This is a genomic window from Tautonia plasticadhaerens (genome assembly GCF_007752535.1).
In the GTDB taxonomy this organism is placed as follows: domain Bacteria; phylum Planctomycetota; class Planctomycetia; order Isosphaerales; family Isosphaeraceae; genus Tautonia; species Tautonia plasticadhaerens.
Genome location: NZ_CP036426.1, coordinates 4,545,822 through 4,559,576 on the forward strand (window position 1 = coordinate 4,545,822; position 13,755 = coordinate 4,559,576).

The window sequence follows — 13,755 nt, forward strand, 5'->3', positions numbered from 1 at the left end:
CCTCGTCGAGCCGCCCGATCCGATCAGGCTTGCATGCCTCGGATCGAGCGCGAGCCGGCGACGGGGCCGATCCCGGCCCCGGGGCGATTATCGCCTCCGGACGCCGGACGGATCAAGGGTTGCTTTTCAGAAAAGTCGTTCAAGGCTCGTCCAGCGGCATCAGGTCGCCGTCGTCCGCCGGGGGGGGGGGCCGACCGACGGCGGGCGGGCGGCCTGGGCGGCCGGGTCGGGGCATTCCAGCCGGAAGAGGATCGGGCCGATGGCCACCTCATCACCGTGCTCGAGGGCCGCCTCGTCGATCGGGACGCCGTTGACCCGGACGCCGGTCCGGCTGCCGAGGTCGCGGATGACCAGGCGATCGGCGACCTGCACGACGCAGCAGTGGCGCCGGGAGATGCGAGGGTGGGGGATCTGGGCGTCGCACTCCAGGTGTCGGCCGACCAGCAAGACGGGCCGTTCCAGGGGAATCGGCCGGGTCAGCCCCGGGCTGAGAGGGACGAGTCGGGCGGGCATGGGTCGTCGGATTCCGGGGTCTGGGCCTCGGCGTCCGGATCCGGCTCGGGGCCGGAGGCGACGCTCTCATCCTGGGGCATCTGGACAATGACCTGGATGCGGCATCGGTCGGCCATCGCGGCCGGGAGCAGCTCCCGGACCGCGGCCGCCAGCGGATTCTCCGGGGCGGGCAGCGGCCCGGGCACCGGCGGCAGGCCCCTCCCCGGGAGAATCCGGGAGGGGGAGGCGTGGTCCGCCGGGATGGTCTCGGCCAGCGTCAACTCCTCGGCGTGGCCGGCCTCCATCCGGAATCGGATGTGGGCGATCGACAGCTCATCCCCCGGACGGAGCTTCCCCTCCTCCACCCGCTGCCCGTTGATGCGGATGCCGTTGGTGCTGCCCAGGTCGCGCACCACCACATTCTCCTTGTCCTGCATCATGCAGCAATGGCGGCGGGAGACCCGGATGGAATCGAGCCGCGCGTCACACTGGGGATGGCGTCCGACGATGAGCATGGCCCGATCGATCGTGATGTCGGGCCCCTCGTCGAGGGCTACCAGGCGAATGGGCATGAGACTAAGCCCTCGACCGCCCGGACGGTCATGAGCGTGTTCAACAGCCCGGGGGGGCTGGCCATCAGCGACTACAAAATCATTGTCACGCATTCTAGCCGGGCCCTCCAGCCGGATCCACCAAGAAAATCCGTTTCCCCGAGGAGGTCGGACAGGCGAAGTGCGGGGCGTTGCCGGCGATCAGTGCACCAGAGGATGCCAAGTTATTCTCCACCGCCCGGGCGACCCGTCAAGAAGATTTCGATAAAGTTCGGGGCAATTCGCATACCGCCCCTCCCCGCAGCGGGGGGATGGCCCCGCGATCCGAGAGCCATCGGGCCGCCTCGCCCAGCGACGAGCGGATCGGCCTCGGGGAGAGCCCCAACTCCTGCAGGCTCCTCGACGCGTCGAAGTGCATCGACCGCCTCGTCAGCCGGACGCCCGTGACCGTCGCCTGCGGCGCCCCCCCCCCGAGGTGATCGGCATAGAATTCGCTCACATAAGCAGAGACAATCGCAACCGCGTAGGGGACCCGGAGCCGAGGGGGCCGGACGCCGCAGATTTCCCCCATCAGTCCCAGCAGGCGGAGCAGGGAGAGGTTCTCCCCGCCCAGCAAGTACCGCCGGCCCGGCCTGCCGACCTCCATCGCCCTCCGGAGCCCCTCGGCCACGTCCCGGACGTCGATCAGGTTCAGCGTGCAGTCCATGACCGCGGGCAGCCGGCCGTTGCAGAAATCCATCAGCAGCCGGGTCGGCGGCGACGGGCCCCGGTCTCCGGGGCCGACCGGCATCGTCGGGTTGGCGACCACCACCGGCGCCCCGGCCCGGGCCCGGTCCATCGCCTCGCGCTCGGCCCGGAGCTTGGACAGGCAGTACGGGCCGACCGCGTCCCGCTCGGTCACCTGCACGTCCTCGGCGATCGGCCCGGAGGCCCGGGCCCGGGTCAGGATGCTCTCGGTGCTGCAATGCAGCACCCGCTCGGCCCCCCCCGCCAGCGCGGCGTCGAGCACGTGGACCGTCCCCCGGTGGTTGACCGCGTCGAATTCCCGGCGGTCCCGCACCCAGAGGTTCGGGTTGGCCGCCAGGTGGTAGACCCGACGGCCCCCGGCCATCGCCCGGCCGACGGCGGCCCGGTCCCTGATGTCGGCGAAGACCACCTCCACCCCGGGCGGAAGGTGCGACACGTCGGCACCCGGCCGCTCGACGACCCGGACCCGATGCCCCCGGCCCGCCAGCCGGTCGACCAGGTGGCTCCCGATGAACCCGGCGCCGCCGGTCACGATCGTCAACTCGTCCATGTCGCCGGGCAGTGCCCCCCTCCGTTGACCGCCAAAATAAGAACACGCGGGCCGATCGCTCCGCGTCCGGGACTAGCGGGCCGCCCGCCCCCGAGACACGAGGGCCTCGATGGCGTCGGCGGCGGCGGCGGGCCCGTCCTCGGCCCGGACGAGGTGGCCGACCTCGGCCGACCGGGAGGCGAAGCCCGGGTCGTCGAGCAGCGGGCGAAGTGCGTCGGCCACCCGGGACGCGGTGTAGCGGGGCCGGGAGAGCGTCCGGGCGATGCCGAGCCGGGAGACCCGATCGGCGTTGTCATGCTGGTCGAACCCGTGGGGGACGACCAGCATCGGCCGGCCGGCCCTCATCGCCTGGGCGGTCGTGCCCACCCCCCCCTGGTGGACGATGGCGGCGCAGCGGGGGAAGAGGCCTGAATACGGGGCGTACCCGGTGGCCAGCACCCCCGGGGGTAGGCCCGAGGGCCGGGCGTTGGCCCCCTCGGGGCCGGTCAGCAGGATGGCCCGGCAGCCGAGCCGGCGGACCGCCCCCAGGCTCTCGTTGAAGAATCGGCCCGGCGCCCAGACGGCGGACGACCCGAGGGTGAAGACGACCGGGGGGGGGCCGTCGTCGAGGAACCGGAGCAGCTCCTCCGGCGAGTCGTCCTCGGCCGAGTCCCGGTCGAAGAAGCTGAAGCCGGTGACCACGGCGTTCGGGGGCCAGTCGGGCTGGGGGGCACCCAGGAGCTTCGAGAACATCGCCAGCACGAGATCCGGGGCGTGCTGGCCCTCGAAGACCGGGCTCTCGCCCGTCGGGGGCAGCCCCAGCTCGGCCCTCAGCCGGCGCCAGGGGCGTTCCCAGGGGGCCACCAGGAGTCGGAAGCCCCGGAACAACGGCCGGTGGAACCTGGGGCCCAGCCTCCGGAGCCCCGACAGCGCGGGGGCGGCGGGCAGGGTGGGCGGGTCGAAGGCCGAGAGGAAGGACATCGGCGCCAGGACCGAGGAGGCCCAGGGGATCCCCCCGGCCTCGGCCACCAGCCTGACGGCGAAGGTCAGAGGGTGGGAGACCAGCAGGTCGGCCCCCTCGGCGGCGGCCCGGGTGTCCTCGAAGGACTCCCGGAGGCTCGGCATCATCACCTCGGAGATGACCACCTTCGGCCCCCGCCGGGGGTCGAAGAGGCGGGCCATCAGGTCGTGCATCGCGTCGGGGTCGGGGGCATCGGGGCGGACCGGGGAGAAATCGATCCCCTCCTGCTCGACCTTCGGCCGCCAGTATGCGCTGGTGGCGATGCTCGGCCGGTGCCCCCGTCGCTTCAGCTCCCGGGCGAGGGCGACGTATGGGTGGACGTCCCCCAGGGAACCGAAGGTCCCCAGGACAATCCGCCTGGCGGTCGGCCGTCGGCCGGCGTCGGGGGAAGGGGAGGTGTCGTCGGCGGTGGGTCTCGGGTCGGTCTGGGCGGTCATGGCGATCGGGCATCCTGGGGGCCGGGCCGGGGGGGCCCGAGCACCCGGTAGAGGAGGTGGTCCGGGCCCATCGCGACCGGGGGGGCCAGCACCCCGGAGTCCTCGAGGTCGTCGAACAGGCCCCGGGTCACGGCGGGAGAGAACCCATAACCCCCCGGCCGGTCGTGCCGGGCGATCTCGACCCAGTCGACATAGACGTGGGTCACGCCCATCCGGTCCAACTGCGCACGGATCTCCCCCGGCGACCTGCCGGCGACGATCCCCTCGATCCGCTCCCGGTCGAAGACGGTGTTGTAGAGCACCGGCCGGTCGACCGGGAAGACTCCCGCCTGGCCGACGAGCAGGGGCTTCGCGCCGGGCGGCAGGCTCGCGTCGAGCCGGGCCAGCGGCGGATTCGCGGCCTCGGCGGCCGCCCGTCGGAGGCGGCCCAGGTCGCCCGTCCCGTCGGTCGGCCCGCAGAGCGGCGTGGTGATGAACACGAGGTTGGCCAGGACGGGGAGGGCCGTGACCAGCGCCAGCCATCCCGGCCAGGGGCGTGATCGGGTCCAGTCGGCCCCCAGGCCCGCCAGCACCGCCGCCGCCGGCAGGAGCGGGAGCCAGAAGCGGTCGAGCCGATGGGTCAACAGGAACCAGGTGGCGAACAGGTACAGGACATACGCCCCCAGGACGGCGGCAAACCCCCGGGATCCCCTCCTCAGGAACGCCAGCGGCACGAGCAGCAGATAAAGCGGCGAGTGCCAGTCGGACCGCCCCGCTACGTCGATCACGGCCGAGGCGAGGGCCCCGCCGGTGGCGGGCCGGGGGCCGTGGGCGGCCCACCACTTGGCGTCGAGCCCGGGATCCCAGTCGAGCCCGCCGAAGATCCCGAAGGCGAGCGGGTAGACCGGGTTCCCGGTGTCCGCCAGGTTGCGGATCAGCCAGGGCCCCACCCCCACCGCCACCCCCACCGCGAAGGCCGCCGCGATCCGCCACGACCGACGACGCCCCGCCTCGGCCGCCGCCACGAGGCCGAACGGCACGACCGCCGAGACGAGCCCCGGGTACTTGCAGGCCATCGCCCCCCCCGCCAGCAACCCCGCGAACCCCCAGGGGGCCCAGGGTCGGGGGCCGAGACCCTCCCGGGCCGTCCACCCCGACGCCGCCACGAACACCAGGGCCGCATGGAAACCGCAGAGCGGGCCCTCGACGAACGGGAAGGTCCCCAGGCGGAAGACCCAGGGGGTCGTCAGGTAGACCAGGGCGGCGAACCAGGCCGCCCGGGGGGAGCCCCACCGCAGGGCCGTCGCGGCCACGAGGGCGGCCGTCGCCGGGGCGAAGGCGGCGACCAGGAGCTGACCGGCCAGGGCGCCGAGCCACCAGTCGTCGAGCACGGTCATCCCCAGCAGGTGGAGCATCTCCACGCCCGACGGCATGCTCGTATAGACGTTATGCGGCAGGAAGGCGATCCGCCCGGCCTGGTAATACTCCTTGGGCCCTTGGAGGTGGTACTCCAGCGCGTCGAACTCGATCGTCGGCTGCATCGCCCCCAGGGCCATCAGGCCGAGCACCGGGCCGAGGATCAGGCCGAGCCCGACCAGGGGCCAGGGGAAGCGCCGGCCCGGTCCGGCCCCACCTCGCCGGACGCGGGGAGGGGGTCGAAATGCGGGAAGAGTTCGGGGACGACGGGCCTTGCGCCCGGTCGACGGGTCCCTCACCCGGTCTCCGGCCCCCCCCCCGAGGACGGGGGATCGGGTCGGGAGGCCTCACGCATGGGCAAGAGGACGCGAAGCCGGCTGGCCAACCAGGCCACCAGCAGCAGCCCCAGGCCGATCCTCGTCGGCCGGGGCGAGAGCCAGCCGAGCCGGCCCGCCCCCAGGGTGAGGCTCGCCAGCAGGGTCGAGCCGGAGGCGAAGGCGAGCGGCCACCGGGCCAGCCCCGGGAAGCTCGAGGCCAGGCCGAGGCCCCGCATCGTCACGTCCCCCAGGGCGAGGGCGGCCCCGCCGATCAGCAGGGCGGCGAGCACGATCGGCAGCCGCTGGCGGAGGTGTCCCGCATCGGAGAGATTCGCCAGCGCCCGCGAGAGGTGGTCGTCGGCGGTGAGCAGGAAGTCCCCCCTGCGGAGGCTGGGGAGACCGGACGCCCCTCCCGGACCGTCGCCGGCCCGGGCCCGGGCGTCGAGGCGCTGGGCCTCGACGCTCGGCAGCGGGACGGCGAGGAGCCAGATCAGCGCGGCCAGTTGCAAGACGGCGACCAGGGCGACCGCCCAGGGCCCCCGGCCCGGGCCCGGCGGGGGTGTCAGAGCGTCGGCCCGATCGACCACGGGGCGAACTCCTCCTCGCCGACGCCCGCCGACTCGCTCCTCGTCTGCGAGCCGCCGGCCACGTCCAGGATCAGGTCGAACAGGCGTCGGCCGACCGACTCGACCGGCTCCCCGGCCAGCACGGTCCCGGCGTCGAGGTCCATGTCCTCCCGGAGCCGGTCATACATCGGGGTATTCGTGGCCACCTTCACCGTCGGGGTCGGCTTCAGGCCGGAGACGCTCCCCCGGCCGGTGGTGAAGACGAGCACGTTGCACCCCCCCGCGGCCAGGCCGGTCAGGCTCACCGGGTCGTAGCCGGGGGTGTCCATGAACAGGAAGCCGGGCCTGGTGATCGGCTCGGCGTACCCGAGCACGTCGACCAGGGCGGTCGAGCCCCCCTTGGCCACGGCGCCGAGCGACTTCTCGTAGATCGTCGTCAGCCCCCCCTCCTTGTTACCGGGGGAGGGGTTATTGTTGATCTCGGCCCCGAAGACGCCGGTGTACCACTCCCACCATTTGATGCGATCGACCAGCTTCCGCCCGACCTCCTCGCTGACAGCCCGTCGCGTGAGCAGGTGCTCGGCCCCGTAGATCTCGGGCGTCTCGGCGAGGACGGCGGAGCCCCCCTGGGCCACGATCAGGTCGGCGGCCACGCCGAGGGCGGGGTTCGCGGTAACCCCGGAGTTCCCGTCGGAGCCGCCGCACTCCAGGCCGACGACGAGCTTCGAGGCCGGTTGCTCCGTCCTTCGCCAGTCGTTGGCGGCGGGCATCAGGCGGTGGACGGCCTCGACGGCCGCCTCGACCGTCCGGGCGATGCCGCCCTCCTCCTGGATGTTCAGGACCCGGGGGCGGGCGGGATCGACCGGACGGCCGCCCTCCCGGGCGCTCCCCAGGGTGACGAGGTCCCGGGACTCGACCAGGTGGCCGGCGAAGCCGACCTCGCAGCCGAGGCCGATCAGGACGTAACCGGCCACGTTCGGGTGGTTGGCGAATCCGGCCAGGACGCGTTGGAGCTGCCGGTGGTCGGGCCCCTCGAACTGGAGCCCGCAGCCCCCCTTGTGGGTGATGGCGAAGACGCCGTCGAGGTTGGGATATTCGCGTTTCCAGGAGCCGTCCCGGAAGCGGTCGGCCACGTACTTCGAGACGCTGGCCGAGCAGTTCACCGTGCTGATGACCGCCAGGTAGTTCCTCGTGCCGACCCGGCCGTCGGGCCTGAGGAAGCCGGGGAAGGTGCGCAGACGGTCGGCGACCGGGGCCTCGGGCCGCTCCGAGGCGAAGGCATAGTCGCGCTCGAACAGGTCGGCCCGGACGTTGTGGACGTGCACCCAGGTCCCGGCGGGGATGGCGACCGAGGCGAAGCCGATGATCTGCCCGTACTTGAGCACGGGGGCCCCTTCCGGGATGTCGACCACGGCCATCTTGTGCCCCGGGCGGATCGGCCCCCGGGCCTCGACCTCCAGGCCGTCGACCGGGACGGCGGCCCCCTGCGGGATCCCCCTGGCCGCGACGGCCACGTTGTCGCTCTCCCGTAACCGGACCGCCGCCGGTGCTCGATCGCCGATCGCCGTCGCCATGCCCCGCCCCCGCTGACCCCACCCCTTCGGATCCCGGATCGTCCCCCGTCCAGTCTATTGCCCGCCCCCCGTCGCCGCGAGGCGGTTCGGCCGGGCGGGGGATCAGGCGCGATCGGCGGGGCGGGCCCCGTAGGAGTGCAGGTGCCCCAGGAGCTGGTCGACCACGGTCCGCAGGGGGGCCACCGACCCTCGGGTCTTCGCCAGCAGGATGCCGCCCTGGATCGCGGCGAGGCAGAACTCGGAGAGGGCCTCGGGGTCGGCGTCGGCCCGGAGCAGGCCGGCGGCCCGCATCGTCGAGAGGCCCCGGCCGAGGTGGCCCCGCCAGCGCCCGAAGTAGCGCTCGATCTCCTCCCGGACCTCCGGGTCGTGGTCCGCCATCTCGTAGGCGATCCGGCCGATGGGGCAGCCGGGGCAGCACCGGAGGTCGTGGGAGGCGGCCATCGCCTCGAACCAGTCCCGGAGCCCGTCCCACGACCCGAGCCCGGCGAGCAGCGCCCCCTGGGACTCGAAGACGCGGTCGGCCCGGTCCCTCAGGGCGGCCCGGACGAGGGACTCCTTGCTGCCGAAGTGGTGGTAGAACTGCCCCTTGCCCGTCCCGGAGGCCTCCAGGATGTCGTCGACGCTCGTGGCGTGGACCCCCTTCGAGTGGAACAGGTCGGTCGCCGCCCGCAGGATCGTCTCCCGGGTCCGGCGGCCCCGAGCGGTCGGGGAGGTGGGTGTCTGGGATTTGCTCATGATTCCACATCACAGTCGGTCGATCCGCCGCCGTCCCCCCGGATCCGGCCGGCGGGGGCATCAACCCCCCCGAGCGCCGAGGCGAGGGCCACGTCCAGCGGCATCATCGAGCCCGGGTCGAGGTGCCCCGCCGTCCATCGCGACAGGGCGACCCGGGCGGCCCCCCAGATGACATCATAGCGGACCAGTCGGAGCGAAGAATCCTCGACCTCGGGATCGGCCCGGTAGCGCCGGCAGATCTCGACGTCGGTCGAGTTCTCCCGCCGGCAGTTCACCGGGCGGGCCTCGTAGGCCCGGCATCGGCCCCCCGCCTCGTCGAGCAGCGGGCAGGGCCTCCGGACCCGGGCCAGCGCCTTCGGGTCGTCGGCGATCTGCCGGAACCGGGCCGACTCGCCCTCGAGCCGGGCACGAAGGGCCGCAACTTCCTCTGCCGACCAGCGGCCCCGGACGTAATCGGCCAGGGTCAGGGCCTCCAGCCCCGTCACGGCGACGTGCTGGTAGCAGCAGTGGGCACATCCCGTCGCGCAGGCGGGCTCCGGCGCGATCGGCAGGCCGGCGTCGGCCGATCGTCGCCTCCACATGGCGTCCCGCTCGGCCGCCCAGGCGTCGACGATCCGGTAGAGCCGCCCGAGCGGGGGATCCCCCGGGAGGGGGGGGAGGAGGGCGTCCAGCCGCCCCAGGAGTTCCGAGACGAGTCCCTCCAGCGACCAGCCGTCCCTCGCCGGGCGTGACCGGAGCCTCCGGGCTCGAGGACGTCGGCGGTGGGGGCGTCGGGGGCGTGACACGGTGCTCGGCCTCGGTGCAGGGGGGGCGGGCGGCGGGCCGTCAGGCCAGTGGGCTCTCCCCGGCGAAGACGGCGCGGAAGCGGCCGGGGGCGTCGGCGTCGGGGGAGACGTGGTCGATGGCGAGATCCCCGGTCCGGCCGTCCTCCAGCATGAGTGTGTACATGATGCCCGGGCGGACGGCGTCCTCCTCCGAGACGACGAGGTAGCCGTTCCAGTTCGGCTTCGTCCCGTCCTGGGCGCCGAGGTACTCGATGTAGACGTTGGCGGGCGAGAGGCAGGGCTCGGGCCCGTCGAGCAGCCGTCCTCGGAAGTGGTGCATGGTCCGGTCCTCAGCGGGGGAAGCGGCCGGGGGGTGCGGCCCGATCCCGCGTCGGGGTCGGGCGCGGGATCGGGGCGGGCCGTCGGGGTGCGGCCCGCCCCTTCGAGGGCCGGGGTCAGAACGAGTCGCACTCGATGTAGGCGTTGATCACGGCGAGCTCGCCCTCCTTGCCGGGGCGGGAGTTGCCGTGCTCCATGCCGAGGATGCCGTCGAAGCCCCTCCCGTGGATGTGCTTGAAGATGTTCCGATAGTTCATCTCGCCGGTGGTCGGCTCCTTCCGGCCGGGGTTGTCCCCCGTCTGGAAGTAGGCGACCTCGGACCAGGCGGTGTCGATGTTGGGGATGATGTTCCCCTCGCTGATCTGCTGGTGGTACATGTCGAAGAGGATCTTGCAAGACGGGTGCCCGACCGACTTGCAGACGAGGTACGCCTGCGGGATCTGCCAGAGGAACAGCTCGGGGTGGTTGGCGTAATGGTTCAGGGGCTCCAGGACCATGACCAGGCCGCTCGGCTCGCAGAGGTCGCAGCAGCGCTTGAGCAGCTCGACGACGTTCACCGTCTGGTAGTCCAGCGGCAAGCGGTGGTCGAAGATGCCGGGGACGACCGTGGTCCACTTCGCGTTGACCCGCTTGGCCGTCTCGACGGCCTGCTTGACGTCGGCCAGCACCTTCTCGGCGGAGTCGGGGTTCCCGGAGGCGAAGGTCGGCTCCTCGAAGCTCCCGGTGGCGACGAAGACCCCCATCTCCAGGCCCAGTCGCCCCATCTCCCGGGCGATCTGCTCCTGCTCCTCGACGGGCCGCCGCATCATGCCGTTGTCCTCGAGGGCGCGGAAGCCGACGTCCTTGATGAACTTCAGCTCGTCGATCACCCCGCCGGGGGCGTGGGCGCGGAACATGTCGAAGTGCGGCGCGTACTTCAGCCTGAAGTCGTGATGAGGGGCCTCTCCGGAGGTGTCCTGCCCGGCGGCGGCGGGGGAGGCGGCCCCCAGGGAGGCGCCGGCGGCCAGGCCGGCGGCGACGAACTCTCGGCGGTTGATCGACATGGAGAGGCTCGCTCGATTCGATTCGGGAAGAGTATCCGTCCGCCGCCCGGCCCTCCGGGCGGCGATCCGAATTCCCCCGAATGTACCACCGGGGGCGCCCGCGACAACGGCCCTGCGCCGGAGAGGGTCGGGATCTCATCCGGAGTCGCGGAGTCGCGGAGGGATCGGGGGAGGACCGGGCATCGCTCGGGGACCCCGGACCGCCCTTTCGGCTGGCTTCTCCCCGTCTCCGGGTGGGATCCCCCCTCCGGATCCGCCTTGGCAGGATCGGCCGATCGGCTAAGATCGCGGCCACCCATCGTCCGAGCCCCGCCGTGGCGACCCCCCGGCATCGGTCGAGATCCGTCAGGGAGGACGGCATGAAGGCCCTGGCACTGGTCGAGTCCCCCGACCACGTCTGTTGCCGATACCGGATCCGGCCCTTCGAGGCCGCCCTGGCGGGCCTCGGGTGGTCGCTGGCGGTGGAGGGGCTCGCCCGGGGGCCGGTCGCCAGACCGGCGCAACTGCGGGGGGCCCGGCGATTCGACGCGGTGATCCTCCAGCGGAAGCTGCCCTCGGCCTGGGAGTTCGAGGTCCTCCGACGGTCGAGCCGGCGACTCGTCTTCGACCTCGACGACGCCGTCTTCTGGCGGGACTCCTACCACCCCCGGGGGCAGCAGAGCGCCTCCCGATGGGCCCGATTCTCCCGGCTCGCCCGGCGGGCCGACGCGGTGATCGCCGGCAACGATTTCCTCGCCGGCCGGGCGCTGCGCGCCGGGGCCGGCGAGGGGGCCGTCCATCGCATCCCCACCTGCGTCGACCCCGCCCGCTATCCGATCCGGGAGCACGCGCCGGGCGCCCCGGTCCGACTGGCATGGATCGGCTCGTCGAGCACGATGCGGGGGATCGAGGGACGCCGGGACCTCTGGGACCGGATCGCCCGGGAGGTGCCGGGCATCCGGATGAGGGTCATCAGCGACCGGGCCCCCGACCTGGGGGCGATGCCCGTCGAGTTCGTCCCCTGGTCCGAGGCGACCGAGGCCGCCGCCCTGGCGGAGTGCGACGCGGGGGTCTCCTGGACGCCGGACGACCCCTGGAGCCGGGGCAAGTGCGGCCTCAAGGTGCTCCAGTACCTCGCCGCGGGCCTGCCCGTCGTGGCCAACCCGGTCGGCGTGCACGGGGAGATGGTGGCGAACGGCCGGTCGGGATTCCTGGTCGACTCGGACGACGACTGGCTCGTCGCCGTCGGCCGGCTCGCCGACGATGCCGACCTCCGGCGCCGGTTGGGCCGGGAGGCCCGGGGGGCGGTCGAGCGGGATTTCTCGGCCGACCGCTGGGCGTCCCGGTTCGCCGAGGTGGTGACGGGCCGGGCGGTCGGCTCGACGCCCCGGCCCCGCCTCGGGCCGGGGGATGTCCGTGGCGCGTGTCGCCCGGGACCGGCCGGGGGCTCTCGGCGATGAGCACGATCGACCAATCGCCCCGGACCCGGCCGGAAGCCCGTCCGACGGCCCCCGGGCCCGAGGGCCGGATCTTCCAGCCCCCGGACTGGGAATGGGCCCATGCCGGGGAGGTCGGCTGGTGGGTCCTCCCGGAGTGGCGAGGCGTCCTGCTGACGCCCGACGGGAGGCTCCGGCTGGACGAGTGGCGCGACCTCGGGCTGGTCGAGACGGTCAAGTCGGGCCCGCACCGGGTCGTCTGGCGGGTGGCGTTGCCGACCGGCGCCATCTACGTCAAGCAGTTCCTCGTGCCCACCTGGCGCGAGGTGCTCCGCCAGTGGTTCCGCCGCGGCAAGGGCCGGAACGAGGGGAAGCGGGCCCGGATGCTGGCGCGGATCGGCGTGCCGACCATCCGCCCGGTGGCCCTGGGGGAGCGTCGGGTCCGGAGGTTCCTGTTCGAGAACTTCCTGATCTCCCCGGAGATCGCCGACGCCACCCCGCTGGACCGCTTCCTCCGGGACGACCTGCCGGCCATGCCCCCCCGCCGGGCGGCGATCGTCCGGCGTCGCGTGACGGTGGCGCTCGGCGCGCTCACCGCCCGCCTGCACGCCTGCGGCATGAGGCACGACGACTTCCACCCGGGGAATCTGCTGCTCCGGCTCGACGACGGCGACCGCCCCCGGCTGGCGATGATCGACCTGGACGCCCTCCGACTGGGCAAGCCGCTCGGGCCCCCCCAGGCGGCCTCGAACCTGGCCCGACTCAACCACGCCTCGCTGCTGCTGGCCTCGCGGGCCGATCGGCAGCGGTTCCTCGACGCCTACGTCGAGGCCCGGGGCGGCGAGATCGGCGACCTGGCCCATTTCTCCCGACGCGTCGTCGGCCTGACCCGGCGCTGGGCCGAGCGGCTCTGGAGGCGACGGGCCCGCCGCTGCGTCGGCTCGAACCAGGACTTCGAGGCGATCCGACGCCGGGACCGCTGGGTCGTCTCCGGCCGATCCATCGACGCCACGACGCTCCATTCCCTGCTCGACGACCCGGACGCGCCGTTCTCCGACCCCTCGGCCGTGCTCCTGAAACACTCCCGGACGACCACGGTCGCCGAGCTGACCCTGCCGGTCGGCGGCCGGCCGACCCGGGTCGTCTACAAGCGATTCAACCGCAAGAAGCGGCTCGAAGCCCTCCTGACGACCGTCCGGCCGTCCCGGGCCTGGCGGGCCTGGCGGGCGAACCACCACCTCCGGAGCCGGGGGCTTCCGACCCCCCCCGACTTGCTCGTCCTCGGCCGAGATGGGCGACGGGGGCCGATCCGGCTGCCGGCCGGGCCGACCGAGACGTACCTGATGACCGTCAAGGCCGAGCCGTCGACGACGCTGGCCGACTTCCTCCGGGAGGCGCTGCCGAGTCTCCCCGAGGGGGATCAACTGGCGATCCGTCGACGGCTCGCCTCGTCGCTCGGCCGGCTGCTCCGGGACCTGCACGAGCGCTGCCTGTCCGACCGGGATCTGAAGGCGTCGAATATCCTGATCGAGGGGGACCCCGGGGCGACCCGGCCGAGCCTGAGCCTGATCGACCTGGTGGGCGTCCGGCTCATCAGCCCGCTGCCGGAGGATCGCCGGATCCAGAACCTCGCCCGCCTGCTCGCCAGCCTGGCGGAACAGCCGGGGTGGTCGAGGACCGATTCGCTCCGCCTGCTGCGGGCGTACCTGCCCCAGCACGAGGCGGCGGCCGGTCGCTGGAAAGCGACCTGGCGGCGAATCTCCCGCCGGATCGACCGCAAGCGCGCCCGGAACCGGCGGCGGGGCCGCCCGATGTCCTGAACCCGAATGC

The 13,755-nt window shown here is 73.3% G+C and carries 13 protein-coding genes; 2 read left to right on the top strand and 11 right to left on the bottom strand.

Annotated elements, in window-relative coordinates:
- Positions 1-159: 159 nt before the first annotated feature.
- From ElP_RS18320 to ElP_RS18365, 11 genes are all read right to left on the bottom strand, one after another.
- Positions 160-513: an FHA domain-containing protein gene (locus tag ElP_RS18320; RefSeq protein ID WP_145271719.1), complete on the bottom strand. Its 354-nt coding sequence runs from the start codon at positions 511-513 to the stop codon at positions 160-162.
- Positions 477-1,064 carry an FHA domain-containing protein gene (locus tag ElP_RS18325; protein WP_145271720.1) on the bottom strand — a complete coding sequence of 196 codons (588 nt, stop codon included), beginning with the start codon at positions 1,062-1,064 and terminating at the stop codon, positions 477-479. Before ElP_RS18325 ends, ElP_RS18320 begins: the two co-directional genes overlap by 37 nt.
- Positions 1,065-1,293: 229 nt before the next feature.
- Positions 1,294-2,340 carry an NAD-dependent epimerase/dehydratase family protein gene (locus ElP_RS18330; protein WP_145271722.1) on the bottom strand — a complete coding sequence of 349 codons (1,047 nt, stop codon included), beginning with the start codon at positions 2,338-2,340 and terminating at the stop codon, positions 1,294-1,296.
- Positions 2,341-2,412: 72 nt separating this feature from the next.
- Positions 2,413-3,777 carry a glycosyltransferase gene (locus tag ElP_RS18335; RefSeq protein WP_145271723.1) on the bottom strand — a complete coding sequence of 455 codons (1,365 nt, stop codon included), beginning with the start codon at positions 3,775-3,777 and terminating at the stop codon, positions 2,413-2,415.
- Positions 3,774-5,324 (bottom strand): hypothetical protein, encoded by a 1,551-nt coding sequence (locus ElP_RS18340; protein ID WP_145271726.1) that lies wholly within the window; start codon positions 5,322-5,324, stop codon positions 3,774-3,776. Before ElP_RS18340 ends, ElP_RS18335 begins: the two co-directional genes overlap by 4 nt.
- A gap of 143 nt (positions 5,325-5,467) precedes the next feature.
- Positions 5,468-6,076 carry a hypothetical protein gene (locus tag ElP_RS18345; RefSeq protein ID WP_145271727.1) on the bottom strand — a complete coding sequence of 203 codons (609 nt, stop codon included), beginning with the start codon at positions 6,074-6,076 and terminating at the stop codon, positions 5,468-5,470.
- Positions 6,052-7,629, bottom strand: coding sequence for a UxaA family hydrolase (locus ElP_RS18350; RefSeq protein WP_145271729.1), 1,578 nt, complete (start codon positions 7,627-7,629; stop codon positions 6,052-6,054). The genes ElP_RS18345 and ElP_RS18350 overlap by 25 nt, the downstream gene beginning before the upstream one ends.
- Before the next feature lie 102 nt (positions 7,630-7,731).
- Entirely contained in the window at positions 7,732-8,364 is a 633-nt protein-coding gene (locus tag ElP_RS18355) for a TetR/AcrR family transcriptional regulator (RefSeq protein WP_145271731.1), read from the bottom strand.
- The gene (locus tag ElP_RS18360) at positions 8,361-9,149 is read right to left on the bottom strand and encodes a YkgJ family cysteine cluster protein (RefSeq protein WP_145271733.1); all 789 of its coding nucleotides are present in this window, start codon (positions 9,147-9,149) and stop codon (positions 8,361-8,363) included. Before ElP_RS18360 ends, ElP_RS18355 begins: the two co-directional genes overlap by 4 nt.
- A gap of 40 nt (positions 9,150-9,189) precedes the next feature.
- Positions 9,190-9,468, bottom strand: coding sequence for a hypothetical protein (locus ElP_RS38330; RefSeq protein ID WP_197446158.1), 279 nt, complete (start codon positions 9,466-9,468; stop codon positions 9,190-9,192).
- Between the two features lie 115 nt (positions 9,469-9,583).
- A complete protein-coding gene (locus tag ElP_RS18365) occupies positions 9,584-10,510 on the bottom strand; it encodes a hydroxypyruvate isomerase family protein (RefSeq protein ID WP_231749172.1) in 927 nt (308 codons plus the stop codon).
- A 359-nt stretch (positions 10,511-10,869) separates the two neighbouring features.
- Here ElP_RS18365 and ElP_RS18370 point away from each other — a divergent pair, with 359 nt between their 5' ends.
- Entirely contained in the window at positions 10,870-11,949 is a 1,080-nt protein-coding gene (locus tag ElP_RS18370) for a glycosyltransferase family 4 protein (protein ID WP_197446159.1), read from the top strand.
- Entirely contained in the window at positions 11,946-13,745 is a 1,800-nt protein-coding gene (locus ElP_RS18375) for a lipopolysaccharide kinase InaA family protein (protein ID WP_145271737.1), read from the top strand. The genes ElP_RS18370 and ElP_RS18375 overlap by 4 nt, the downstream gene beginning before the upstream one ends.
- Positions 13,746-13,755 lie beyond the last annotated feature (10 nt).

Coding starts and splice junctions, on each gene's coding strand:
- ElP_RS18325 (WP_145271720.1), bottom strand. CDS start 1,064: ATGCCCATTCGCCTGGTAGCCCTCGACGAGGGGCCCGACATCACGATC.
- ElP_RS18320 (WP_145271719.1), bottom strand. CDS start 513: ATGCCCGCCCGACTCGTCCCTCTCAGCCCGGGGCTGACCCGGCCGATT.
- ElP_RS18330 (WP_145271722.1), bottom strand. CDS start 2,340: ATGGACGAGTTGACGATCGTGACCGGCGGCGCCGGGTTCATCGGGAGC.
- ElP_RS18365 (WP_231749172.1), bottom strand. CDS start 10,510: ATGTCGATCAACCGCCGAGAGTTCGTCGCCGCCGGCCTGGCCGCCGGC.
- ElP_RS18370 (WP_197446159.1), top strand. CDS start 10,870: ATGAAGGCCCTGGCACTGGTCGAGTCCCCCGACCACGTCTGTTGCCGA.
- ElP_RS18335 (WP_145271723.1), bottom strand. CDS start 3,777: ATGACCGCCCAGACCGACCCGAGACCCACCGCCGACGACACCTCCCCT.
- ElP_RS38330 (WP_197446158.1), bottom strand. CDS start 9,468: ATGCACCACTTCCGAGGACGGCTGCTCGACGGGCCCGAGCCCTGCCTC.
- ElP_RS18375 (WP_145271737.1), top strand. CDS start 11,946: ATGAGCACGATCGACCAATCGCCCCGGACCCGGCCGGAAGCCCGTCCG.
- ElP_RS18355 (WP_145271731.1), bottom strand. CDS start 8,364: ATGAGCAAATCCCAGACACCCACCTCCCCGACCGCTCGGGGCCGCCGG.
- ElP_RS18350 (WP_145271729.1), bottom strand. CDS start 7,629: ATGGCGACGGCGATCGGCGATCGAGCACCGGCGGCGGTCCGGTTACGG.